Source organism: Pseudomonas sp. D1HM (assembly GCF_019266105.1).
GTDB lineage: Bacteria > Pseudomonadota > Gammaproteobacteria > Pseudomonadales > Pseudomonadaceae > Aquipseudomonas > Aquipseudomonas taetrolens.
This window is the reverse complement of the sequence record NZ_LRMN01000015.1, coordinates 278,163-302,376: the sequence shown is the minus strand read 5'-3', so window position 1 is coordinate 302,376 and position 24,214 is coordinate 278,163. Positions and strand designations below refer to the sequence as shown.

Annotated in this window: 20 protein-coding genes; 19 read left to right on the top strand and 1 reads right to left on the bottom strand. The window is 59.9% G+C overall.

Annotation, left to right across the window (positions count from 1 at the left end):
- The first annotated feature begins 2 nt into the window (after positions 1-2).
- The 19 genes from aroK (at position 3) to gspM (ending at position 22,884) form a co-directional block, all read left to right on the top strand.
- Positions 3-521, top strand: a complete 519-nt coding sequence (gene aroK, locus AWM69_RS17050) for a shikimate kinase AroK (protein WP_048382886.1) — start codon at positions 3-5, stop codon at positions 519-521.
- A 149-nt stretch (positions 522-670) separates the two neighbouring features.
- Positions 671-1,771, top strand: a complete 1,101-nt coding sequence (gene aroB, locus AWM69_RS17045) for a 3-dehydroquinate synthase (protein ID WP_218727638.1) — start codon at positions 671-673, stop codon at positions 1,769-1,771.
- A gap of 10 nt (positions 1,772-1,781) precedes the next feature.
- On the top strand, positions 1,782-3,347 hold the full coding sequence (locus AWM69_RS17040) for an AAA family ATPase (protein WP_218727637.1): 1,566 nt from the start codon (positions 1,782-1,784) through the stop codon (positions 3,345-3,347).
- Between the two features lie 332 nt (positions 3,348-3,679).
- Positions 3,680-8,128: a glutamate synthase large subunit gene (gene gltB / locus AWM69_RS17035; protein ID WP_218727636.1), complete on the top strand. Its 4,449-nt coding sequence runs from the start codon at positions 3,680-3,682 to the stop codon at positions 8,126-8,128.
- A gap of 33 nt (positions 8,129-8,161) precedes the next feature.
- Positions 8,162-9,580, top strand: a complete 1,419-nt coding sequence (locus tag AWM69_RS17030; RefSeq protein ID WP_048382882.1) for an FAD-dependent oxidoreductase — start codon at positions 8,162-8,164, stop codon at positions 9,578-9,580.
- 221 nt (positions 9,581-9,801) lie between these two features.
- Positions 9,802-10,869, top strand: coding sequence for a uroporphyrinogen decarboxylase (gene hemE, locus AWM69_RS17025; RefSeq protein WP_048382881.1), 1,068 nt, complete (start codon positions 9,802-9,804; stop codon positions 10,867-10,869).
- Positions 10,870-11,300: 431 nt separating this feature from the next.
- Positions 11,301-12,803, top strand: a complete 1,503-nt coding sequence (gene gbpA / locus AWM69_RS17020) for an N-acetylglucosamine-binding protein GbpA (protein ID WP_218727635.1) — start codon at positions 11,301-11,303, stop codon at positions 12,801-12,803.
- 104 nt (positions 12,804-12,907) lie between these two features.
- Positions 12,908-13,420, top strand: coding sequence for a cytochrome b/b6 domain-containing protein (locus AWM69_RS17015; protein WP_218727633.1), 513 nt, complete (start codon positions 12,908-12,910; stop codon positions 13,418-13,420).
- A 62-nt stretch (positions 13,421-13,482) separates the two neighbouring features.
- On the top strand, positions 13,483-14,016 hold the full coding sequence (locus AWM69_RS17010) for a type II secretion system protein N (protein ID WP_256930380.1): 534 nt from the start codon (positions 13,483-13,485) through the stop codon (positions 14,014-14,016).
- A gap of 9 nt (positions 14,017-14,025) precedes the next feature.
- Entirely contained in the window at positions 14,026-15,927 is a 1,902-nt protein-coding gene (gene gspD, locus AWM69_RS17005) for a type II secretion system secretin GspD (RefSeq protein ID WP_131653699.1), read from the top strand.
- A complete protein-coding gene (gene gspE / locus AWM69_RS17000) occupies positions 15,924-17,396 on the top strand; it encodes a type II secretion system ATPase GspE (RefSeq protein WP_131653698.1) in 1,473 nt (490 codons plus the stop codon). Before gspD ends, gspE begins: the two co-directional genes overlap by 4 nt.
- Before the next feature lie 2 nt (positions 17,397-17,398).
- Entirely contained in the window at positions 17,399-18,610 is a 1,212-nt protein-coding gene (gspF, locus tag AWM69_RS16995) for a type II secretion system inner membrane protein GspF (RefSeq protein ID WP_218727632.1), read from the top strand.
- 3 nt (positions 18,611-18,613) lie between these two features.
- On the top strand, positions 18,614-19,054 hold the full coding sequence (gene gspG, locus AWM69_RS16990; RefSeq protein WP_048382876.1) for a type II secretion system major pseudopilin GspG: 441 nt from the start codon (positions 18,614-18,616) through the stop codon (positions 19,052-19,054).
- A gap of 3 nt (positions 19,055-19,057) precedes the next feature.
- Positions 19,058-19,540: a type II secretion system minor pseudopilin GspH gene (gene gspH / locus AWM69_RS16985; RefSeq protein WP_218727630.1), complete on the top strand. Its 483-nt coding sequence runs from the start codon at positions 19,058-19,060 to the stop codon at positions 19,538-19,540.
- The gene (gene gspI, locus AWM69_RS16980; RefSeq protein ID WP_218727629.1) at positions 19,537-19,905 is read left to right on the top strand and encodes a type II secretion system minor pseudopilin GspI; all 369 of its coding nucleotides are present in this window, start codon (positions 19,537-19,539) and stop codon (positions 19,903-19,905) included. The genes gspH and gspI overlap by 4 nt, the downstream gene beginning before the upstream one ends.
- A complete protein-coding gene (locus AWM69_RS16975; protein ID WP_218727627.1) occupies positions 19,898-20,458 on the top strand; it encodes a type II secretion system protein GspJ in 561 nt (186 codons plus the stop codon). The genes gspI and AWM69_RS16975 overlap by 8 nt, the downstream gene beginning before the upstream one ends.
- Positions 20,455-21,342 carry a general secretion pathway protein GspK gene (locus AWM69_RS16970; RefSeq protein ID WP_053070940.1) on the top strand — a complete coding sequence of 296 codons (888 nt, stop codon included), beginning with the start codon at positions 20,455-20,457 and terminating at the stop codon, positions 21,340-21,342. Before AWM69_RS16975 ends, AWM69_RS16970 begins: the two co-directional genes overlap by 4 nt.
- Positions 21,314-22,429, top strand: a complete 1,116-nt coding sequence (gene gspL / locus AWM69_RS16965) for a type II secretion system protein GspL (protein ID WP_218727626.1) — start codon at positions 21,314-21,316, stop codon at positions 22,427-22,429. The genes AWM69_RS16970 and gspL overlap by 29 nt, the downstream gene beginning before the upstream one ends.
- Complete coding sequence (gene gspM, locus AWM69_RS16960) at positions 22,426-22,884, top strand: type II secretion system protein GspM (protein WP_218727624.1); 459 nt, start codon at positions 22,426-22,428, stop codon at positions 22,882-22,884. Before gspL ends, gspM begins: the two co-directional genes overlap by 4 nt.
- A 41-nt stretch (positions 22,885-22,925) precedes the next feature.
- On the opposite strand, the gene AWM69_RS16955 is transcribed toward gspM, so the two are convergent.
- The gene (locus AWM69_RS16955) at positions 22,926-24,098 is read right to left on the bottom strand and encodes an MFS transporter (RefSeq protein ID WP_256930394.1); all 1,173 of its coding nucleotides are present in this window, start codon (positions 24,096-24,098) and stop codon (positions 22,926-22,928) included.
- Between the last annotated feature and the right edge of the window lie 116 nt (positions 24,099-24,214).

The window sequence follows — 24,214 nt, the reverse complement described above, 5'->3', positions numbered from 1 at the left end:
CTGTGCGAAATTTGATTCTTGTTGGGCCAATGGGGGCTGGAAAAAGCACCATCGGACGTTTGCTGGCCAAAGAGCTGCACCTGCCGTTCAAGGATTCCGATAAGGAAATTGAATTGCGCACGGGTGCCAATATCCCGTGGATCTTCGATAAAGAAGGCGAGCCGGGTTTTCGGGATCGTGAAGAGGCGATGATTGCCGAGCTCTGCGAGGCCGATGGCGTGGTCCTGGCCACCGGCGGTGGAGCGGTCATGCGCCCCGAAAACCGCAAGGCGCTACGCGCCGGCGGTCGGGTCGTGTATTTGCATGCCTCCGTTGAGCAGCAGGTCGGGCGCACAGCGCGCGATCGCAATCGGCCTTTGCTGCGCACGGCCAATCCCGAGAAAACCCTGCGTGACTTGTTGACGGTCCGTGATCCGCTCTATCGGGAAATCGCTGACCTGGTGGTCGAAACCGATGAGCGGCCACCGCGAATGGTGGTTCTGGATATTCTTGAGCGTCTGGCACAGCTTCCCCCCCGTTAAAGCGCGACGCGAAATGCGCTATTCTCGGTGCCAGCCATGCCCTCTCATCGGTATGGACTAAGGCTATTGGGTCGCGTCAACACTCGATGCGGCCTTCACTTGATTATTGCGAGGCAGGCCGCTGGCGTCCTGTTTCAACGCGGGGATTCATGCAGACACTGAAGGTTGATCTAGGCGAGCGTAGCTATCCGATTCATATTGGCGAAGGTTTGTTGGATCAGCCGCAGTTGCTGGCCCCTCACATCGCCGGTCGCCAAGTGGCAATCGTGACCAATGAAACCGTCGCGCCACTCTATCTAGAGCGCCTGACCCGCAGCCTTGCACAGTATTCCGTCTTGCCGATCATCCTGCCCGACGGCGAATCGTTCAAGAACTGGGAAACCCTGCAACTCATTTTCGATGGCCTGCTGACGGCTCGCCATGACCGTCGTACCACCGTCATTGCTTTGGGTGGCGGCGTGATCGGTGACATGGCCGGCTTTGCCGCCGCGTGCTACCAGCGTGGGGTTGATTTCATCCAGGTGCCTACCACATTGCTGTCCCAGGTCGATTCGTCGGTGGGCGGGAAAACCGGGATCAATCACCCGCTGGGCAAGAACATGGTCGGAGCGTTCTACCAGCCCAACCTGGTCCTGATCGACACCAGGACACTTGAAACCCTGCCAGGTCGCGAGCTGTCGGCGGGTCTGGCTGAGGTCATCAAATACGGCCTGATCTGCGACGAACCCTTCCTGACCTGGCTTGAAGACAACATGGATGCCTTGCGCGCCCTGGATCAGGTTGCACTGACCGCGGCGATCCAGCGTTCATGCGCAGCCAAGGCGGAAGTGGTCGGTGCCGACGAGCGCGAGTCAGGTGTGCGAGCCACTCTCAACCTGGGTCATACCTTCGGCCATGCCATCGAAACCCATATGGGCTATGGCGTATGGTTACATGGCGAAGCCGTGGCTGCGGGCACGGTGATGGCGCTGGAAATGTCCGCACGTCTGGGCTGGATCAGCCACGCAGAGCGTGATCGCGGGATCCGGTTGTTCCAGCGCGCCGGTTTGCCGGTGGTGCCGCCCAGCGAAATGAGCGAAGCCGATTTCATGGAACACATGTCAGTTGATAAAAAAGTGCTCGACGGTCGTTTGCGCCTGGTGCTGTTGCGCCGGATGGGCGAAGCCACAGTGACTGACGATTATCCACAAGAGGTTCTACAAGCCACGCTGGGTGCGGATTACCGCGCACTGGCTCAGCTTAAAGGTTAATAAGATCCCGATGACTAGTTTGCATGCCGACGAGGCGTTCCTCGGCCACTTCCAGCTCAACCACGACCCTTTTGCACCGCGGGTGCCGGGTTTCAAGTTCTTCCCGGCCCAGCGCAAGCCGGTGCTGGGACAATTGCATCATCTGGCCCGCTACAGCCAGCTGCTGCTGGTGGTCACCGGGCCTGAAGGCAGCGGCAAGACCTTGCTGCGCCAGGCGCTGGTCGCGAGTACCAACAAGCAGTCTGTACAGAGTGTTGTGGTGTCGGCGCGGGGGGCTGGCGATGCGGCTGGTATCTTGCGTCAGGTGGCACAGACGCTGAACGTTGCCCATGCCGACGTGGGCTCGATTCTGGCGCAGGTGGTGCAATTGGCGTTGACGGGGCAAGAGGTCTATTTGCTGGTCGATGATGCCGAACAGCTCGACGACTCCGCTCTGGAAGCCTTGCTGGGGCTGGCGGAGGGTGCGCCGGAAGGCCGGCCGCATGTGTTCCTGTTCGGCGAGCCGTCGATGATCGCCGGTCTTGAGCAGTTAAGCGGGGAAGAAGAGCGCTTCCATGTCATCGAGCTTCAGCCTTACACCGAAGAGGAAACCCGTGAATACCTGACCCAACGGCTCGAAGGTGCCGGGGCAGGAATCGAACTCTTTAGCGCACAGCAGATCTCAGATATTCACGAGAGCTCCGAAGGCTGGCCTGGCACTATCAATCAGGTCGCCCGGGATGCAATGATCGAAGCCATGATTGCTAGCCGCTCCGCGGTCAAGCGTCCAAGTATGGGGTTCAACATGCCGAAAAAACACGTATTGGCCATTGGTGCAGTAGTGGTCGTGGCCGTCGCCGCAGCTATTTTGATACCGGGTCGCGGCAAGGCACCGACTGCACCGGATGCCGAGCAGGGTCAATTGCCGTTGGGTCAGGCTGCGCCGAATGGCGGGGCTAATCCTTCTATAGATTTCGCGGGTTCTTCGCAGCCAATGCCGTTGCCGCTGGTTGGCCAGTCGCAGCCGGTGATGCGTGGCCCTCTGGCTGAGGCCGCGGGTGGCATTGCTGAAGGTGACGACGGCGGTGTACCGGCCGTTGGCGGCGGGGTGGCTCAGCCACCTACCGTGACCACTACCGCGCCACCGGCGGGTGTGCCATCAGGCCCGGCGCCTGTCGAAACACCGCGCCCGGCGCCGCCAGTAGCGGCAGCCAAGCCAGCGCCAGTGGCCAAGCCTGCTCCGGCACCTGCCGCCAAACCCGTGGTCAAGCCGGTCGAGAAGCCGGTTACGCTGGCCAAAGCAGCACCGGGTAGCAGCTGGTACGCCAGCCAGTCGGCCAATAACTATGTGGTGCAGCTCGTAGGTACCAGCTCCGAAGCGTCTGCACAAAATGTCGTCAAAGAAGTGGGCGGCGAATCCCGCTACTTCAAGAAAACATTGAACGGCAAACCGTTTTACGTCGTCACCTACGGCAATTTCTCAAGCCGTGATGCAGCCGCCGCTGCAATCAAGAACTTGCCAGCGAAGATCCAGGCTGGTAAACCTTGGCCTCGCACAGTCGCCAGCGTCCAAAAAGAACTGGCTGCAGTTCGCTGATATTCCGGCGACCTTACCCAGGTCGCCGTTTCAGCACACCAATATTCCTGCTTGAGCATGCGGCTTTACTAAGCCGTGTGCCTTGTGGTGTCTGCGCCCCGTGACAGTCAACATCAAAAATGTTTTGACTAGCACAGGCAATCGCTTTAAACCTTCATAAATGCGACACGAATTTACGGTTAATCGCCGTTTAATTTGTGGGCCTTTACGACGGCGTGTAGAATGACCACCCTTTTGCCCCTGCCAAGCTGGCGTACGTTCAGCGCGGGAAGCAAGTGGTTGAATTAAAAGAAATTTGCCCCTTTTTGGGGCAGCCTGGTGAGAAAGTGTCTATGAAAGCAGGTCTGTACCACCCCGACGAATTCAAGGATAACTGTGGTTTCGGCCTGATTGCCCACATGCAGGGCGAGCCCAGTCACACCCTTCTGCAAACAGCCATTGAGGCCCTGACCTGCATGACCCACCGCGGTGGGATCAACGCAGATGGCAAGACCGGCGACGGCTGTGGCCTGCTGATTCAAAAACCTGATCTGTTCCTGCGTACAGTTGCCAAGGAACACTTTGGTAGCGATTTACCCAAGCAATACGCGGTCGGCATGGTGTTTTTCAACCAGGACCCGATCAAGGCCGAAGCGGCCCGCAACAACATGAACCGCGAAATTCTCGCGGCGGGCCTGCAATTGGTAGGCTGGCGTAAAGTCCCGATCGATACCAGCGTGCTGGGCCGCCTGGCCCTGGAGCGTTTGCCGCAGATCGAACAAGTGTTCATCGGTGGTGAAGGCCTGAGCGATCAGGACATGGCGATCAAACTGTTCAGTGCGCGCCGCCGTTCTTCGGTGAGCAATGCCGCTGACACCGATCACTACATCTGCAGCTTTTCCCACAAGACCATTATTTACAAAGGCCTGATGATGCCGGCGGACCTTACCGCCTTCTATCCGGACCTGAGCGATGAGCGTCTGCAAACCGCGATCTGCGTGTTCCACCAGCGCTTCTCCACCAACACCCTGCCGAAATGGCCGCTGGCTCAGCCATTCCGTTTTCTCGCCCACAACGGCGAGATCAACACCATCACCGGCAACCGCAACTGGGCGCTGGCCCGTCGTACCAAGTTCGCCAATGACCTGATCGGCGACCTCGAAGAGCTCGGCCCGCTGGTCAACCGCGTGGGTTCTGACTCTTCGAGCATGGACAACATGCTGGAGCTGATGGTTACCGGAGGCATCGACCTGTTCCGTGGCGTGCGCATGTTGATTCCACCTGCGTGGCAAAACGTTGAAACCATGGACCCCGACCTGCGGGCGTTCTATGAGTACAACTCGATGCACATGGAGCCGTGGGATGGCCCGGCAGGCGTGGTCATGACCGACGGTCGTTACGCCGTCTGCCTGCTTGACCGCAACGGCCTGCGCCCGGCGCGCTGGGTCACGACCACCAATGGCTACATCACCATTGCCTCGGAAATCGGCGTGTGGAACTACCAGCCGGCAGATGTCATTGCCAAAGGCCGCGTAGGGCCGGGCCAGATTCTGGCGGTCGACACCGAAACCGGTCAGGTGCTGGATACCGATTCCATCGATAACCGCCTGAAGTCGCGTCATCCCTACAAGCAATGGCTGCGCAAGAATGCCCTGCGCATTCAGGCCACCATCGATGACCACGATCACGGCTCGGCGTTTTACGACGTCGATCAGCTCAAGCAGTACATGAAGATGTATCAGGTCACGTTCGAAGAGCGCGACCAGGTGCTGCGCCCGCTCGGCGAACAGGGCTACGAAGCCGTGGGCTCGATGGGTGACGACACGCCGATGGCGGTGTTGTCCCAGCGTGTCCGTACGCCTTACGACTACTTCCGCCAGCAGTTCGCGCAGGTGACCAACCCGCCGATCGATCCGCTGCGTGAAGCCATCGTCATGTCGCTGGAAATCTGCCTGGGTGCCGAGCGCAACATCTTCCAGGAATCGCCGGAGCACGCTTCCCGCGTGATCCTCAGCTCGCCGGTCATCTCGCCTGCCAAATGGCGCTCGTTGATGAACCTCGACCTGCCGGGTTTCGAGCGTCATATCATCGACCTCAACTACGACCAGGATCTGGGTCTGGAAGCTGCGGTGCGCAGCATCGCCGATCAGGCTGAAGAAGCTGTACGTGCCGGTCGTACCCAAATTGTCTTGAGCGACCGTCATATCGCACCGGGCAAGTTGCCGGTTCATGCTTCTCTGGCTGTCGGTGCAGTACATCACCGCCTGACCGAGAAAGGCCTGCGTTGCGACAGCAACATTCTGGTTGAAACCGCGACTGCCCGTGACCCGCATCACTTTGCGGTGCTGATCGGTTTTGGTGCCTCGGCGGTTTATCCGTTCCTGGCCTACGAAGTGCTGGGTGACTTGATCCGCACCGGTGAAGTACTGGGCGACCTTTACGAGGTGTTCAAGAACTACCGCAAAGGCATCACCAAGGGCCTGCTCAAGATCATCTCCAAAATGGGCATCTCGACCATTACTTCGTACCGGGGTGCGCAGCTGTTCGAGGCCATCGGCCTGTCCGAAGCAGTGTGTGACCTGAGCTTCCGTGGCGTGCCAAGCCGCATCAAGGGTGCGCGCTTCGTTGACCTTGAAGCCGAGCAAAAGCTGCTGGCCGCCGAAGCCTGGAGCCCGCGCAAGCCGATCCAGCAAGGCGGCCTGCTCAAATACGTGCACGGTGGCGAATACCACGCTTACAACCCGGACGTGGTGGCAACCCTGCAAGCGGCTGTCCAGCAGGGCGACTACAGCAAGTTCAAGGAATACACCGCGCTGGTCGACAAGCGTCCGGTGTCGATGATTCGCGACCTGTTACAGGTCAAGACTCTGGACACCCCGCTGGCCATCGACGAAATCGAACCGCTGGACTCGATCCTCAAGCGCTTCGACTCGGCCGGCATCTCGCTCGGCGCCCTGTCGCCGGAAGCACACGAAGCCCTGGCCGAAGCCATGAACCGTCTGGGCGCACGCTCCAACTCCGGTGAAGGCGGCGAAGACCCGGCGCGCTACGGCACGATCAAAAGCTCGAAAATCAAACAAGTGGCCACCGGCCGCTTTGGTGTGACCCCGGAATACCTGGTCAACGCTGAAGTGCTGCAGATCAAGGTCGCGCAAGGCGCCAAGCCGGGTGAGGGCGGGCAACTGCCTGGCGGCAAGGTCAACGGCCTGATCGCCAAGCTGCGTTATGCCGTACCTGGCGTAACCCTGATCTCGCCACCGCCGCACCACGATATTTATTCCATTGAAGACTTGTCGCAGCTGATCTTTGACCTCAAGCAGGTCAACCCGAAAGCGCTGGTCTCGGTCAAGCTGGTTGCCGAGGCGGGTGTGGGCACCATCGCTGCCGGCGTGGCCAAGGCCTATGCCGACCTGATCACCATTTCGGGTTATGACGGCGGCACCGGCGCATCGCCGCTGACGTCGATCAAATACGCCGGCGCACCGTGGGAACTGGGGCTGGCTGAAACTCACCAGACCCTGCGTGGCAACGACCTGCGCGGCAAAGTAAGGGTGCAAACCGACGGTGGCCTGAAAACCGGCCTCGACGTGATCAAGGCGGCGATCCTGGGCGCTGAAAGCTTTGGCTTCGGCACCGCGCCAATGATCGCGCTGGGCTGCAAATACCTGCGTATTTGCCACCTGAACAACTGCGCCACGGGGGTTGCCACCCAAAACGAATCGCTGCGTAAAAACCACTACATTGGCACCGTCGACATGGTGGTCAACTTCTTCACCTACGTGGCTGAAGAAACCCGCGAATGGCTGGCGAAACTGGGTGTGCGCACCCTTGAAGAGCTGATCGGGCGTACTGACCTGCTGGAAATCCTGCAGGGCGAGACGGCCAAACAGCACAATCTCGACCTGACGCCTTTGCTGGGCAGCGACCACATTCCGGCCGACAAGCCGCAGTTCTGCCAGGTTGATCGCAACCCGCCATTCGACAAAGGCCTGCTGGCCGAGAAGATGCTCGACATGGCGCGCTCAGCGATCAACGACCTGAGCGGCGCCGAGTTCGAACTGGATATCTGCAACTGCGACCGTTCGATCGGTGCCCGTATTTCGGGTGAAATCGCCCGTACCCACGGTAACCAGGGCATGGCCAAGGCACCCATCACGTTCCGCTTCAAAGGCACTGCAGGCCAGAGCTTTGGCGTGTGGAACGCAGGCGGCCTGAACCTGTACCTCGAAGGCGATGCCAACGATTACGTGGGCAAGGGCATGACCGGCGGCAAGCTGGTGATCGTGCCGCCAGCGGGCAGCGTCTACAAAACCCAGGACAGCGCGATTATCGGCAACACCTGTCTGTACGGCGCCACCGGCGGCAAGCTGTTCGCCGCAGGCACGGCGGGCGAGCGTTTCGCCGTGCGCAACTCCGGTGCCCACACCGTGGTTGAAGGCACAGGCGATCATTGCTGCGAATACATGACGGGCGGTTTCGTCTGCGTGCTGGGCAAAACCGGTTACAACTTCGGCTCGGGCATGACGGGCGGTTTCGCCTATGTGCTGGATCAGGACAACACCTTCGTCGACCGGGTGAACCACGAACTGGTGGAGATCCAGCGGATCAGCGGCGAAGCGATGGAGGCATACCGCAACCATCTGCAACACGTGCTGGACGAATACGTTGAGGAAACCAACAGCGAGTGGGGTCGCAACCTCTCGGAAAACCTCGATGATTACCTGCGTCGTTTCTGGATGGTCAAGCCTAAGGCTGCCAGCTTGAAATCGTTGCTTTCCAGCATCCGTGCCAACCCGCAGTGATATGCGCCTGAAGAGTTTGATGAGGTTTTAACAATGGCTGAACGTCTGAGTAACGACTTCCAGTTCATCGATGTCGGGCGCAAAGATCCGAAGAAGAAACTGTTACGTCAACGCAAAAAAGAGTTCGTGGAAATCTACGAACCCTTCAAACCCCAGCAGTCGGCCGAGCAGGCCCACCGCTGCCTGGGTTGCGGCAACCCGTACTGTGAATGGAAATGCCCTGTGCATAACTTCATTCCCAACTGGCTCAAGCTGGTGGCCGAGGGCAACATCCTCGCTGCCGCCGAGCTGTCGCACCAGACCAACACCCTGCCTGAAGTCTGTGGCCGGGTGTGTCCGCAAGACCGTCTGTGCGAGGGTGCCTGCACCCTGAACGACGGCTTCGGTGCGGTGACCATCGGGTCGGTCGAGAAGTACATCACCGACACCGCCTTTGCCATGGGCTGGCGCCCGGACATGTCCAAGGTCGTGCCGACAGGCAAACGCGTGGCAATTATCGGTGCGGGCCCGGCTGGCCTGGGCTGTGCCGACGTACTGGTGCGCGGTGGCGTGACCCCGGTGGTCTTCGACAAGAACCCGGAAATCGGCGGTCTGCTGACCTTCGGTATCCCGGAATTCAAACTCGAAAAAACCGTGCTCAGCCACCGTCGTGACGTGTTTACCGGCATGGGTATCGAGTTCCGTCTCAATACCGAAATCGGTAAAGACATCAGCATGGAACAGCTGCTGGAAGAGTACGACGCAGTGTTCATGGGCATGGGCACCTACACCTACATGAAAGGTGGCTTTGCCGGTGAAGACCTCCCGGGCGTGCACGATGCGCTGGATTTCCTGATCGCCAACGTCAACCGCAACCTGGGCTTTGAAAAGTCGCCGGAAGACTTCGTCGACATGAAAGGCAAAAAAATTGTGGTGCTCGGCGGTGGCGACACGGCCATGGACTGCAACCGGACGTCGATTCGTCAGGGCGCCAAGACCGTGACCTGCGCCTATCGTCGTGACGAAGCGAACATGCCCGGCTCGCGTAAAGAGGTGAAAAACGCCAAGGAAGAAGGCGTGAAGTTCCTCTATAACCGCCAGCCGATTGCCATTGTTGGCGAAGACCGGGTCGAAGGCGTGAAAGTGGTCGAGACCCGTCTCGGCGAACCGGATGCCCGTGGCCGTCGCAGCCCTGAGCCGATTCCGGGTTCCGAAGAGATCATCCCGGCAGATGCCGTGATCATCGCGTTTGGTTTCCGTCCAAGCCCGGCCTCCTGGTTCGAGCAGTTCGATATCCAGACCGACAGCCAGGGTCGCGTGATTGCTCCCGAGCAGTCGAAGTTCAAGCACCAGACCAGCCACCCGAAGATTTTCGCCGGTGGTGACATGGTGCGCGGTTCGGACCTGGTGGTAACGGCTATCTTCGAAGGCCGCACGGCTGCCGAAGGGATCATGGATTACCTGGGCGTGTAGAGCCCTTGCAGCCGCTGCCGAAAGTTGCGAAGGGTTGAGTGGCCACCCTGAAACCTGAGGGCCCCTGGGTCCTCTTCGCAGCCTGCGGCAGCGGCGACAGGGCGCCGGTTTTGCGGCTAAAACCGCGTCAAATTGCCCCGATAGATAAAAGGCACGGCTCTTGCCGTGCCTTTTGTGTCCGTCTCTGAGAAAATGCCCACACTTTTTTCCCGGATGCCGACATGACTGTTCTCAAGAATGACCGTTTCCTTCGCGCTCTGCTCAAGCAACCTGTCGATGTAACGCCTGTCTGGATGATGCGTCAGGCCGGTCGCTACCTGCCGGAATACCGCGCCAGCCGTGCCAAGGCGGGCGATTTCATGAGCCTGTGCAAGAATGCCGAATTCGCGTGTGAAGTCACCCTGCAGCCTCTGGACCGCTTCCCTGAGCTGGATGCGGCCATCCTGTTCTCCGACATCCTGACCATCCCCGATGCCATGGGCCAGGGCCTGTACTTCGAGACCGGTGAAGGTCCGCGCTTCAAAAAAGTCGTCAGCACCCTGGCTGACATCGAAGCCTTGCCGATTCCTGACCCGCACAAAGACCTTGGCTACGTGATGAATGCCGTCAGCACCATCCGCCGCGAACTTAACGGTCGCGTCCCGCTGATTGGTTTCTCCGGCAGCCCGTGGACCCTGGCGACCTACATGGTCGAAGGCGGCTCCTCGAAAGACTTCCGTAAAACCAAGGCCATGCTCTACGACACGCCGCAAGCCATGCACTTGTTGCTCGACAAGCTGGCGCAGTCCGTGACGTCGTACCTCAACGCACAGATTCTGGCCGGCGCCCAAGCCGTGCAGATTTTCGACACCTGGGGCGGCAACCTGTCGGCTGCGGCCTATCAGGAATTCTCCCTGGCTTACATGCGCAAAATCGTCAGCGGCCTGATCCGTGAACACGAAGGCCGTAAAGTGCCCGTGATCCTGTTCACCAAGAACGGCGGCCTGTGGCTCGAAAGCATTGCAGATGCAGGTGCAGATGCGTTGGGCCTGGACTGGACCTGTGACCTGGGTGAAGCCCGTCAACGCGTGGGCAACAAGGTTGCGCTACAGGGCAACATGGACCCGACAGTGCTGTATGCCAACCCGCAAGCCATCCGTACCGAAGTCCAGCGCATTCTCGCCAGCTACGGCAAGGGCTCCGGCCATGTGTTCAACCTGGGCCACGGCATCACCCCGGAAGTGAAGCCGGAGCACGCAGGCGCCTTTATCAGCGCGGTGCACGAGTTCTCGGGTCAGTATCACCAGTAATAGTGAGTGGTTTACCCCAAACGCCCGGCTTATGCCGGGCGTTTTTGTTTGTGCTTTTTGTAAGGGATCAGCATCTGCAATCGATGACTTTTAGCCCATGAATAAAGCCTGGATTCTGTATTGATAGATGGATAACTCTAATTAATACGTGCGTTTAAATACTTGCCCTTAAATGCTTCGGGTTTTTCCTACAGGCCAATGAGGAATGCCTTACATCTTAATTATCGGAACTAAGTAAAATCTCCGACCTCCGAAACGGACGATTATTGATTTTCAAGGATTTAGAAAAAGAGCTGTGGTCTTTTTCCGAATGCCTGTGGTCGTTTGTGGAAGAGTAATAAGTGTCATGTTTCTGTGTTTGTTATGTGCGCACTTCTAATAAAAGTGCCTAACTTTCTCTCTGTTATACAAAGAATAAACCGGAGTTTTATATGAGTACGAATCGTGCACTTGCAACGTCACGTGCAGTGATGGGGTGTGCATCTTCCCTGGCATTGATGGCGGCATTGTTTGCTTCTCAGCAAGTGGCTGCGCACGGCTATATGGATGAACCGCCTTCCCGTGCTTTCGCCTGTAAGCAGAAGCTGAATGCCAATTGTGGCCAGGCCGAATATGAGCCGCAAACCGTGGGTGAGGCGCCTAAGGGCTTCCCTGAGTTCGGTCCTGCGGATGGCCAGATTCCGAGCGGTGGCAATGCCACCTTTGCTGCCCTGAATGCCCAGTCGCCAACGCGCTGGCACCAGACTGAAATCAATAACCGCAACATGGAGTTCAGCTGGTTCTTCACGGCGGCGCATAAAACCACCAAGTGGGAATACTTCATCACCAAGACCGGCTGGAATCCAAACCTGCCACTGACCCGCGACACCTTCGAGCTGACGCCGTTCTGTAGCGTAGACGGTGGCGGCGCCGTTCCGGTTGACGGCTCGGCAGGCAGCACCGGCCCTATCGCCCAGAAGCACGCATGCGTGATTCCGTCTGATCGCAGCGGCCAGCATGTGATTCTGGGTGCCTGGACTGTCGATGACACGGCGGCCAGCTTCTACGACGTGGTTGACGTGAACATCACCGCTGACGGCGGTACTGATCCGACCGATCCTAAACCAGAGCCGGATGGCTGGCAGAACGTGGGTGTGATTGCACCGACCCAGGCGCTGTTGCCAGGTGACACGGTCAAGGCCCGCGCCTTCACCGGCAGCACCGAAAGCCCGGAATACAGCTTCACCGTAGGTATCGATTCGGTACAGGACGGTCAGCCTGAAAACTGGTCGTTCAAACTGGCACAAGCCGTGAACGCTGCGGACAAGCCGGTGCGTGCAGGCGTGCGTAACGAAGACGGCAGCATCGAGCCGATCAAGGGTACCAACACCTTCTACGCCAAGGCCGAAACCGGTGTGACCAGCTACCAGATGCTGACCACCATGGTTCCGGACCCATCGGCCTACATGCATGTACATGACGTAGCGTCTGAATACGTCTTGGAAAAAGGCCGTGGCACCGTTGGTTTCACCCTGATGACCAACAAAAACATCACCGTTGAAGCGACTGTTTACGACGAAGCCAACAAACAGGTCGGTTTCACCAAGCAAGCCCTGGATGCCTCCACCGCCACTGTAAACGTTGATGTCTCCAGCGCACCGGGTGCTCACACCCTGAAGCTGATTGCCAGCAGCAAAGACGGTCGTGAAAACTTCCAGGAAACCAAAACCCTGAACCTGACCGGTGAAGGCGGCAGCCAGGAATACGACGCTGTATTCCCTGAAGGCGTAAAAAATTACAAGGCCGGTACTTTGGTCTTGCAAGAAAAAACCGGAAAGGTCTACGAGTGCCAGCCGTTCCCGAATTCGGGTTACTGCGTGCAGTTCACACCGACGGCCACCCAGTTCGAACCCGGTGTAGGTTCGCACTGGAACATGGCCTGGACTGAGAAGTAAGCAGTCCTGCTCGAGGCCGGATCGTTTTAACTAACGATCCGGCTTTAATAGAACGCACTCAGGATGAGGACGAATTGAAGGCGTGAATCAAAGAGGTTTTTCCCGTGCGCGAAACAACGTATTCAAGTTTGCAGAAATGGCTGCATGCCGTGTCGATGATTATTATTGTCTGGTTAATGATGTCCGGTTATTACGCCGCGCTTATTAGTCAATCGCCCAGTCTTAAAGAGGCGATTGGCGCTTTTAATGTTTCATTGGGTGCCGTGTTTACACCGGTGTTCTTTTACAGAATGTATGTGTCATTTGGTAAAGGCTTTTCCCGGGTCTTAAGGTCCAAAGATGCCATGCAGTACATGGTTTTTATTGCCCACTCGATGATCTACCTGTCGACCGCCGTCGTGCTGATCAGCGGGGTACTGATGATGGGTAGGGATATCAGTATTTTCGGTATTTTTTCGATTCCTTCTTTAGTGACCGATGTGCAGTTCCTCAGCCTGTTTTCCGTGATTCACAACGTGGCCTGCATGTGCCTGGGGCTGCTGTTGCTTCTGCATGTGGCGGCGGTGATCAAGCATCAGCTTTGCGGGCACGCGGTGCTCAAGCGCATGTTCGCCTGACACGTCGGTGAATCCATATCGATTTTTATAACGGGCTGTACGGGCATTCAGATGAGCAGGTTTTGAATATTTCAGCATTTGCCACCCGCCGCTTCGTGCGGGGTGTGCTCGGGGTGTTTTTGGCGGGATTGCCCTTGGCCTATGGCACGTATCAGGTCTGGCAGGAGTGGATGTACCGCACCACCGTGCGTGCGGTGCCGGTCTTCGCGCCCCTTGATTCAGGCACTGCGCCCCCGCCAGTTACGTTCAGGCCGGATGCAATCGCAACGGTCATGGGGCTTTCACCCCAGGGCGAGCAGGCACGCAGCGCCGAGTCACTGGAACTGCGCGCCAGTCTGGTGGCCAGCCAGGGCGCGTCACGTGCGTTGCTGGCTGGCGCCAATGAAGCGCGCTTTTACAGCGTCGGCGAGCGACTGCCGGGTGGCAGCGTTCTGCGTCGGGTAGAGGTGACACACGTGGTGCTGTGGCGTAACGGCCGCGAGGAACGCCTCGCACTCAAGTCGGCCGGCCAGTACCTGCTGCCCGCTACCAAGGCGACGGTCCCGAAAGCGGCTCCGACCTCCACTTATTTGCGGCCCCTTGCCGAACAACCTTAGAGATACATCATGAACAGGCCAAACAGGCTCGGCCTCGGCCGTCTTTTTTTATGCAGTACTGCCCTGAGCGCACTGTTATTCCAAAGTGTTGCGCTTGCCGATGAGCAGTATTGGCAGTTGGCAATGAAAGACGCAGAGCTGCGCGATGTCGTGCAGCAAATATCCACAGTACTCGGTTCCACCGTGGTGCTGGACCCTCGGGTCCAGGGCCGGATAACCGTGATTTCTGACGAGGCCCTTAATCGCGAAGGGGTTCGCAAGCTGTTCTATTCGGTGCTGGACGCCCAGGGATTTGCCATTGTCGATCAGGGCGACCGCTTACTGATTGTTCCGGCAGCCGACGCCAAGGCCCGCGCGGGCAATACCGAAAACCGCGAGGTGCCGGACCAGGAGTTTGTCACCCAGGTCATCGAACTCAACGCCAGCGTTGCCGCTGATTTGTCCGGGTTGCTGCGTCCTCTGGTGTCCAACAACGGTTATGTCGGCCCGTCCGCCTCTGCCAATGCGTTGGTCATCACCGATACTGCGGCCAACACCCAGCGTATTGCCCGGCTTGTTCGCCAACTTGATGCCGGTACGCAATATGGGCATACGGTCATTGAATTACGCCACGGTCTGGCCAGCGATATCGCCAGCGTGATGGACAAGTCCCTCGACAAAAAAAGCGCAGGTAGCGTCAGCCAGGTCATCGCCGACAGCACTTCAAACCGCTTGGTGATCATCGGTACGGAAGCCGTGCGTTTGCGCTTGAGCACACTGGCTCACTCGCTGGACAAGCCCGCGAGTACCCGCCAAGAGAACGCCCGGGTTATCCGTTTGCGCCACAGCGATGCCAAGCAACTGGCTGAGGTGCTTGATGCAGTGGGGCAAAGCGCCAAGCAAGACACCGCTTTGGCCGGTGCCACCCAAACTGCGTCCAGACGTGAAGTGATGGTCGCTGCCGATATCAGCCAGAACGCCTTGGTGGTCATGGCCGACCCGGCGCAGGTTCGCTCCGTGGAAGACATCGTGCGTGAACTCGACCAGCCGCGCTCGCAAGTGCTGATCCATGCCGCCATCGTTGAGATCTCCGGCGATATCGCGCAAACCCTCGGCGTGCAATGGGGCGTGAGCACCGGTGGTGCTCAAGGCGGGATTACCTTTCCGGGTACCAACATCCAGATTGGCGCGTTGTCGGGCGGGGACGTGAAGTTGCCCGAAGGTGCCGTGTTGCAAGTGGGCGGTGACCGCTTCAATGCGCTGATCTCGGCCTTGGCCAGCGACACCAAGAACAATGTCCTGTCCACGCCGAGTCTGCTGACCCTGGACAATCAGGAGGCCGAAATCCTGGTGGGGCAAAACGTGCCGTTCAAGACCGGTTCCTATACCGGGTCGGGCGAAAGCTCGGATAACCCGTTCACCACCGTGACGCGTCAGGACATCGGCATCAGCCTCAAGATCAAGCCGCACATCAACGATGGTTCCTCGTTGCGGCTCGAAGTCGAGCAGGAGAACTCCGAGCTCGCACCCTCGCTGCAAGGGGTCGACTCCACTGATTTGATTACCAACAAGCGCTCGCTCAAAAGCACGATCCTGGCGGAAGACGGTGAAATCATCGTGATCGGTGGCTTGATCAAGGACAGCGTACGCCAGCAGGTCAGCGGCGTGCCGTTGTTGCGCAGCATCCCGTACCTGGGCGCGATGTTTCGCTGGAACAAAGACACTCACACCAAAACCAACCTGATGGTATTCCTGCGGCCGACCATAGTGCGCAGCAAGCAGGACATTCGCCAGATCAGCGCCAGCCGCTACAAGGCATTGCGCACACTCAGCCAGCCGGGTGCCAAAGACGACAACTCATTGCTGCTGCCCAGCGATCCGCAGCACATGTTTGATGACCACGAGCCAGCACCTGCAGCGGGTCGGCCATGACCGCGTCGAGTCCACGTTTGCCTTTCGGTTTCGCCCGGCGTTTCGGGGTGCTGCTGGATGCGCGCGCCACGCCGGCCGTGTTGTTGATGCGCGACGGTGCACCCCTGACCGCCTTGGCCGAAGTGCGGCGTCGGGCTGGGGGCGAGCTGGCAGTGAAGCGAGTCAGTGATGAGGACTTCAGCGACGCCCTGGCCAGCACTTACAGCGCCGGTCAAAGCGCTGCCGAGCAAGTGGCCCAGGGGCTCGACAGTGAGCTCGACCTGATGAGCCTGGCCGAGCAAGTACCGCAAACCGCAGACTTGCTGGAACAAGAAGGCGACGCACCGATCATTCGCCTGATCAACGCCCTGTTGCGTGAAGCGATGCGTGAAAAAGCCTCCGACGTGCACCTGGAAACCTTCGAGCATTACCTGTCGGTGCGCATGCGCATCGATGGCCAATTGCGCGAAGTGCTCAGGCCCAAGCGCGAACTGGCCAACTTGCTGGTGTCCCGGATCAAAGTCATGGCCCGCCTGGATATCGCTGAAAAGCGCGTGCCGCAAGATGGCCGGATCAGCTTGCGTCTGGCCGGGCATGAGGTCGATGTGCGGGTTTCGACCTTGCCTTCGGCACACGGTGAGCGGGTGGTGATGCGCTTGCTCGACAAGCAGGCCGGGCGCCTGGACCTCAAATGCCTGGGCATGCCGCCTCAAACCCTGGCGCGCTTTGAACAGGTGCTGGCGCGGCCCCACGGGATTTTCCTGGTCACAGGCCCGACCGGTTCGGGCAAAACCACCAGCCTGTATGCCGCACTGAGCCATCTCAATCATCAGTCGCGCAACATCCTGACGATCGAAGACCCGGTGGAATATCACTTGCCGGGCATCGGCCAGACCCCGGTCAACACCAAGGTCGATATGACGTTTGCCCGCGGCTTGCGAGCGATCCTGCGTCAGGATCCGGACGTGGTCATGGTGGGTGAAATCCGCGATCAGGAAACCGCCGAAATTGCCGTGCAGGCTTCGCTGACCGGGCACCTGGTGTTGTCGACCCTGCACACCAACAGCGCCATTGGCGCGGTCACGCGGCTGGTTGACATGGGCGTCGATGCCTACCTGCTGGCGTCGTCGCTGGTGGGCGTATTGGCCCAGCGCCTGCTGCGCAACCTGTGCGCCGATTGCAAGGTGGCGTACAGCGCCGACCCGGCCTTGTGCGAGCGCCTGGGGCTCGCCCCGCAGGCCGGGGTGACGCTGTATCGCGCTCACGGCTGCAAACAATGCCAGCAAGGTTATCGCGGGCGCACCGGGATCTACGAACTGGTGAACATCAGCCCGGCTCTGGCCGCATTGATCCATCAGGGCGCGAGCGAGCCGCAGTTGGTCTGTGAGGCCCGGGTGCTGTCGCCCAGCCTGTTTCAGCACGGTCAGCGGCTGGTTCTTGAGGGCCAGACCAGCCTTGATGAACTGCTGCGCGTCACCCAGGAAGACTGACCATGCCCACCTTTGACTATCAAGCGCAGGACGCGAACGGGCGTAGTTGCCGCGGGCTGCAAGAAGCCGACAGTGCGCGCCATGCGCGACAGATTCTGCGCGAGCGGGGCCTGCGCCTGACGCGCCTGGGCGAGGCCGGTGCAGGCCGTCCGGGAGGGCGCCAGGTACACGCGGGGACGCGGCTTGGGGTCACCGATCTGGCGCTGTTGACCCGGCAGTTATCGACCTTGATCCATGCCGGCTTGCCCCTCGAAGAAGCCTTGGCGGCGGTCATGGCGCAAAGTGAGAAAAGGGTGGTCAGCAGCCTGCTGGCCGCCGTGCGCAGCCGTGTCATCGAAGGTCATGCGCTGGTCACCGCGTTATCGGCGTTCCCCCGGGCATTTCCCGAACTGTTCCGGGCCACCGTCGCGGCGGGTGAGCGCAGCGGTCATTTGGGCCATGCCCTGGAACAGCTGGCGGACTACACCGAAGCCCGTCAGGCCTCCCGCCAGAAAATCCAGCTGGCGCTGGTCTACCCGATGATCCTGCTTTTTGCGTCGCTGGCGATTGTCGGGTTCTTGCTGGGCTATGTGGTGCCGGACGTGGTGAAGATTTTCGTCAACAGCGGCCAGCCGTTGCCTGTGCTGACCCAGGCCATGATTGCCCTGAGCAGCGGTTTGCGCACCTATGGCTGGCTGCTGCTGGTCGTACTGCTATCAGCTACCGGCATTGCCCGCTGGGCCTTGCGCCAGCCACGGCTGAAAGTGCGCTGGCATGTGTTGCTGCTCAATGCGCCGCTGGTGGGCGGTGTGTTGCGGGCGATGGAAGCTGCACGTTTTGCCAGCACCCTGTCGATTTTGGGCAAAAGTGCGGTGCCGTTGGTGGACGCCCTGGAAATCTCGGCCACGGTCATTGCCAACCGTGCCATTCGCCAGCGCATGGTGGATGTCGCCCGCTCCGTACGCGAGGGCGGCACCCTGGCCAGGGGCCTGGAACGCAGTGGTGACATCCCGCCCATGATGCTGCACCTGATAGCCAGCGGTGAACGCGCCGGTGAACTGGACAACATGCTGGCACGGGCCGCCGAACAGCAGGAAAAAGCACTCGCGGCCCGTATCGCGCTGGTTGTGAGCTTGTTCGAGCCGATCATGCTGGTGCTCATGGGCGGGGTCGTTCTGCTGATCGTCATGGCCATCTTGTTGCCCATTCTTAGCCTTAATCAATTGGTGAGCTGACCTATGAAAACTGCCTCAAAATCCTCTCAACGCGGTTTCACCCTGATTGAAATCATGGTGGTCGTGGTCATTATCGGTGTGCTCGGTGCAATCGTGGTGCCGCAGTTCATGAGCCGCCCCGATCAGGCCAAAGTGACGGCTGCCCGCACGGACATTCAGGCGATTGCCACGGCCCTTGAAATGTACCGTCTCGACACCTTCAGCTACCCCTCCACCCAACAGGGCCTTGAAGCGCTGAGCAAGCGCCCGTCCGGTACCCCGGTGGCAAAAAACTGGAACCCGCAGGGCTATCTCAAAAGCATGCCGCTGGACCCGTGGGGCACGCCTTACCAGTACCTGAGCCCGGGTACTCGCTCGCCGGGCTATGACCTCTATTCCTTTGGCTCGGACGGTGTGGCCGGGGGTGAAGAACATGCCGCCGATATCGGCAACTGGAGCAACTGAAGCATGCGACGCGCGGCAGCAGGTTTTACCTTGATCGAGCTGATGGTGGTCATTGTGCTGATCGGCGTGCTGGCTTCTATGGTGCACATCAGCCTGGGTGACAACAACGCCCGGCAAGCGCGTCAGGAAGCGGACGTGTTGCTCGCGGTGATGCACGGTTTGCGTGAAAAAGCCGTGCTCGAGGGGCAGGAATATGGCCTGCGACTGGAGCCCGGGGCCTACCAGCTCATGCGCTTTGACGATGAGCAATGGCGAGCGATTGAGCCCAAAGTTCACCTGCCGGAAGGGCTGGTGCTGGCCCTGACACTCGAAGGGCAACCTCAGCCCCTGATCGAAGGTTCGGACACCCCGCACTTGTTGTGGATGAGCAGCGATGAGAACACTGCGTTCGACCTGCATTTCGAGAGCCCGCCGCTGCGCTGGCGCAGCATCGTCAGTGATGGCCTCGGCGAGGCGCGGATCGATGACAACGAGGTGCCTTTGTGAAGGCTGAAAAAGGATTCACCTTGCTCGAAGTCATGATCGCGCTGGCGGTGTTCGCCACGCTGTCGGCGGCGGTCCTGTCTGCCAGCAGCTATGTGCTGGGGCAGAGCGCGGGGGTTGAGGCGCGGTTGTTCGCCGCGTGGTTGGCCGACAACCACCTCAGCGAACTGCAGTTGCAAACGCCGCCAGTGGCTCAAGGGCGAAAGACCCTCGCCGTGAGCTTTGCGCAACGCGATTGGCGCGTTGAGCAGCGTATCGAGCCTGAACCCGGCAGCGGCTTGCTGAGGGTCGAACTGACGGTCAGCCCGGCGGGTAGCGAACAGGCCGTACAGTCAGTCACGCAGTGGATTGTGGCCCGAAATGAATAAGCCACAGGCAGGCTTTACCTTGCTCGAACTGGTGATTGCCATCGCGATTTTCTCGTTGCTGGGCATTGGTTGCTGGCGCCTGTTTGATGGCGTGGTGCGGGCCGAACGCAGCAGCAGTGCCCATGAGCAATCACTGCGCAGCTTGCAGCGGGCCGTGGCATTGATCGAGCGCGATGTGTTGCAGGTGCAGACCTCGCGGCGCAACCCGGGTGTGGTGCTTTATCCCCACCAGCTCAACCTGCGTCGAGGTAACTGGCGAAACCCGTTGGGCCAACCGCGCAGCGAGCTGCAAGACATCAGCTATCGGCTCGAAAACGGTGTGCTTTGGCGTTACAGCCGCGGCCTGGATTTACCCGGGCTGCAAAAGCAAAAGCTGCTCAGTGATGTGCGCAAGGTGAGTTGGCGCCTGTTCGACAGCAACACCGGATGGCGCAGCGAGTGGCCGGGCGCAGGGGGTGTGCGCAACCAGGCCCCGCGCGCCCTGGAGCTCCAGCTGTCGGTGGGACGCTTCGAGAACGTGCGGCGCGTCCTGTTGCTGGCGGAGGGCGAATGATGCGCCGTGACCAACAAGGCATTGCCCTGATTACCGTGTTGCTGGTGATGAGCCTGGCGCTGTTGATTACCGCCGGCATGTTGCGCAGCCAGCGCCTGTCACTTCACAGCAATGCCCAGCAGCTTCATCAGTTGCAGTTGCGTCAATTGGGCTTTGCCGGCGAAGCCTGGGCACGGCAGCGGTTGCGCGAGCATCTGCCCGACCCCAAGGGGGTTGTCGCCGCTGGTCAGAGCTGGGCCAAAGAGCAGCCGGACATGCCGATCGACAACGGCCGCATCGAGGTCGAGATTGAAGACCTGGCGGGGCGTTTCAATGTGGCGGCCTTGCTCACCAAAGGGCCGGTCGACAAGGTCGTGGCGCAGCGCTGGTTGCAGTTGCAAACCGGGCTCAAGGTTCCGTTGCTGGATGCCAGCGCGCTCCAGGGCCTGAGCTTGAGTGACATCAGTCAGTTGCGTCAGGTCGAAGGGGTGGATGCGCTGTGGTTTTCGCGGATGCAGCCCTGGATCGCGCTGCTGGACAAAGGCACGGCACTCAACATCAACACCGCCTCCGCAGGCTTGCTCGCGACGCTGGAAGGCGTGACCCCCGACATGGCCCGAAGGCTGGTGGCGCAGCGCCCCCAGCAGGGGTATGCCGACATTGAAGATTTCACCTTTACCCCGATGCTCAGGGGGCTCGGCGTTCACGCCAGCGGCCTGGGCACCCAGAGTAGATGGTTTCGGATCACCACCCATGTGCGCCTGGGACAAAGCCGCTTACGTCTCGAAAGCGATGTGGCGCGTCACCTTAAAACCGGCGAATGGCACCTCTTGCAGCGGCGCTTTTTAGCGCCCACACACACAGTGAATCCCTCTGATGAACAGCTGGCTTTATCTCACCGCTGAAGGCTTTGCCGGCAGCGGCGAAACCGACTTCGATCACGCCCCGGTCTACTTCTGGCAGGACGACACGGCGGTATGTCGTGGCCTTCCAGGCGCTGCCGCCGAAGCGTTCAAACTCAATGCAGTGAACCTCATCCTGCCCATGGAAATGTGCAGCTGGCTGCTCACCGAGCCTTGGCCGAACAAACGTCGGCCTGACGTCCAGGCCTTGGCATTTGCTGTCGAGGACCAACTGGCCGACGACCTGGAAGACCTGCATATTGCCGTCGGGCCAGCAGACGCTCAACAGCGCTATCCATTGCTGATCATCGACCGGCAGCGCTTCAAGTCCTTGCTGGCGCAGTTACAGGCCTGTGGCTTGAATATCGTCAGTGTGCAGGTCGATGCCGATCTGTTGCCGACAGATCGGCCCTGCAGAGCCTGGTGGGATGGACGCTGGATCGTGGGCGGAGCGCTGGAGGCAAGGCTGGCGCTGTCGGCCCCGGCACTGGAGGCGCTCGAAGGCGGGCTGGGTGCCACGTTGACCGAGCAGGTGCTTGATGCCGATACCGGTCTCGACAGCCTGCTGAACCGTCAGCCAGGCAATGCCATCAACTTGCTGCAAGGCGAGTTCCAGCGCACGACGCAGGTGTGGCCGTGGCGTTCGGTCTGCGCTGTGGTGTTGCTGATGGGTGCCCTGGCGCTGGGGTTCACACACGTGCGCAGCAGTTTTCTTGAGGGGGAAGCGGCGCGCCTGTATGCCTTGAGCGAACAGCGATTCCACGCCCTGTATCCCGGGCAAACGCGCATTGTTGATCTGTCGGCGCAACTCAAGGCTCTGCAACAACGGGGCGCCGACCCGCAAAGCGGTCACATGGCCCGGTTGGTCCAGCTCACCGAGCGGGTGATTGGTGCCAGCAGTGTCGAAGTGCAACGCATGGAGTGGCGAGCCGATACCGGCTGGGCGCTGAGCATCACGGCGGGCAGCTTCGCCGAACTGGAACAGCTGCGTGCGCAAGGTGTGCAAAGCGGACTGCCGATCACCCTGGGCAACGCCCGCCAACAAGGTAACCGGGTGCAGGTGATCCTCACCCTGGAGGACGCCGCATGAAAGCCCGTTTAAGTGTGTTGCGTGAGCGTTGGCAGCATCTTCCACCGCGGGACCGGACCTTGTGCCGGGTGCTAGCGGTGTTCCTGCTGGGTGTGTTCAGCGTGTACGGTCTTTGGCTGCCCGCGCAACAACGCCTGGCGGCGGCTCAAGTGCTCTACACAAAAACCCTGCAGCAGGCGGCTGAAGTGCAGCAGGCTAAACCCACGTCCGCGGTCAAGGTCTTCGATCAACCCTTGTCGATCCGGCTCAGTGAAAGCGCGGCTGAATCGGGCTTGAATGTGCAACAGTTTGAAATGGACGCCGAGGTGTTGCGCATCACCTTGAAAGGCGATGCGCTGACGCTCTTGAACTGGCTTGCGCGCAGCGAGCGGGAAGGGGCGCAGTTCGAAACCCTGAGCCTGGAAAAGCATGACCAGAGCCTTGAGGCCCGGCTACTGGTCAATACCGCGGAATAACCCGCGTACGCGTGTTCCTGCCGGGCATTCAGTGACCAGGTTCACGGGTTTTTGGCATTACCCGGCAGCACCGGCAATTTGGCCAGGTGCAACGCCACCAGCAAGGCGATCACCAGTAACCCGCCAATAAACGTACCGATGCCGTTCCAGCCCGCGTAGTGCCAGAACACCCCGCCCAGCGTACCGGCGATGCTCGACCCGGCGTAATAACTGAACAGGTACAGCGACGAGGCCTGGCCCTTGGCTTTGAGAGCGCGACGACCGATCCAGCTGCTGGCCACCGAGTGGGCGCCGAAGAAACCAAAGGTGAACAGCAGCATGCCGATCATCACGCAGGCGATGGGCTCGAGCATGGTCAGTGCGATCCCGACCAGCATCAGCACGATTACCGCCCACAGCACCCGGCGTCGTCCGAGTCTGTCGGCCAGTGCGCCGATTTGCGCCGAGCTGTAGATCCCCGACAGATACACCACAGACAACAGGCCCACCAACGCCTGGCTCATGTTGTACGGATCAGCCAGCAGCCGATAACCGATGTAGTTGAACAGCGTCACAAAACTGCCCATCAGCAAGAACGCTTCGAGAAACAGCCAGGGCAACCCGGCATCGCGAAAATGCACGGTGAAGCCGTCCAGCAAACTGCGCGGGTTGATGGAGCGGGGGCGGAAGTTGCGCGACTCAGGCAGGATTTTCACAAAGACCAGTGCCGCCACCAGCGCTAACCCGCCGATGACCAGCATCGCCGTGTGCCAGCTCACGAAGTCGATCAAGACACCGCTGATCAGTCGCCCGCTCATGCCGCCGATGGCATTGCCGCCGATATAGAGCCCCATCGCCAGGCCAATGTGCTGGGGGTGAATTTCTTCACTCAGATAGGTCATGGCCACGGCGGCCAGGCCGCTCAGCGACAGCCCCACGAGTGCGCGCGTGAGCAGCACGCCTTCCCAGCTCGGCATCAGCGAACTGAGCAGGGTAAAGCCGGCTGCCGAAAACAGCGCAAACACCATCACCGGTTTGCGCCCGAAGGCATCGGAGATGGGGCCGGTAATCAACAAGCCAACGGCCAGCATGGCGGTCGCCACGGACAAAATCAGGCTGCTCTGCGCCGCGTTGATCCCGTACTCGTGGGACAGCAACGGCATCATCGGTTGTACGCAATACAGCAGGGCAAAGGTTGCAAATCCACCCGAGAACAGCGCCAGCACCGTGCGCATAAAAAGCGGTGTGCCTTTTTCGATAAACACGTCATTCAACGGGGCGACTGCATCACCCGGGACGGGAGGTGGAATGTCGTGGGCGAGTGGAGCGACAGCAGTTTTCACGGGGACCT

Excerpts from the sequence above, each read along its gene's own strand:
- aroB (WP_218727638.1), top strand. The coding sequence starts at position 671 with ATGCAGACACTGAAGGTTGATCTAGGCGAGCGTAGCTATCCGATTCAT.
- AWM69_RS17040 (WP_218727637.1), top strand. The coding sequence starts at position 1,782 with ATGACTAGTTTGCATGCCGACGAGGCGTTCCTCGGCCACTTCCAGCTC.
- gltB (WP_218727636.1), top strand. The coding sequence starts at position 3,680 with ATGAAAGCAGGTCTGTACCACCCCGACGAATTCAAGGATAACTGTGGT.
- AWM69_RS17030 (WP_048382882.1), top strand. The coding sequence starts at position 8,162 with ATGGCTGAACGTCTGAGTAACGACTTCCAGTTCATCGATGTCGGGCGC.
- hemE (WP_048382881.1), top strand. The coding sequence starts at position 9,802 with ATGACTGTTCTCAAGAATGACCGTTTCCTTCGCGCTCTGCTCAAGCAA.
- gbpA (WP_218727635.1), top strand. The coding sequence starts at position 11,301 with ATGAGTACGAATCGTGCACTTGCAACGTCACGTGCAGTGATGGGGTGT.
- gspD (WP_131653699.1), top strand. The coding sequence starts at position 14,026 with ATGAACAGGCCAAACAGGCTCGGCCTCGGCCGTCTTTTTTTATGCAGT.
- gspE (WP_131653698.1), top strand. The coding sequence starts at position 15,924 with ATGACCGCGTCGAGTCCACGTTTGCCTTTCGGTTTCGCCCGGCGTTTC.
- gspF (WP_218727632.1), top strand. The coding sequence starts at position 17,399 with ATGCCCACCTTTGACTATCAAGCGCAGGACGCGAACGGGCGTAGTTGC.
- gspG (WP_048382876.1), top strand. The coding sequence starts at position 18,614 with ATGAAAACTGCCTCAAAATCCTCTCAACGCGGTTTCACCCTGATTGAA.
- gspH (WP_218727630.1), top strand. The coding sequence starts at position 19,058 with ATGCGACGCGCGGCAGCAGGTTTTACCTTGATCGAGCTGATGGTGGTC.
- AWM69_RS16975 (WP_218727627.1), top strand. The coding sequence starts at position 19,898 with ATGAATAAGCCACAGGCAGGCTTTACCTTGCTCGAACTGGTGATTGCC.
- AWM69_RS16970 (WP_053070940.1), top strand. The coding sequence starts at position 20,455 with ATGATGCGCCGTGACCAACAAGGCATTGCCCTGATTACCGTGTTGCTG.
- gspL (WP_218727626.1), top strand. The coding sequence starts at position 21,314 with ATGAACAGCTGGCTTTATCTCACCGCTGAAGGCTTTGCCGGCAGCGGC.
- gspM (WP_218727624.1), top strand. The coding sequence starts at position 22,426 with ATGAAAGCCCGTTTAAGTGTGTTGCGTGAGCGTTGGCAGCATCTTCCA.
- AWM69_RS16955 (WP_256930394.1), bottom strand. The coding sequence starts at position 24,098 with ATGCGCACGGTGCTGGCGCTGTTCTCGGGTGGATTTGCAACCTTTGCC.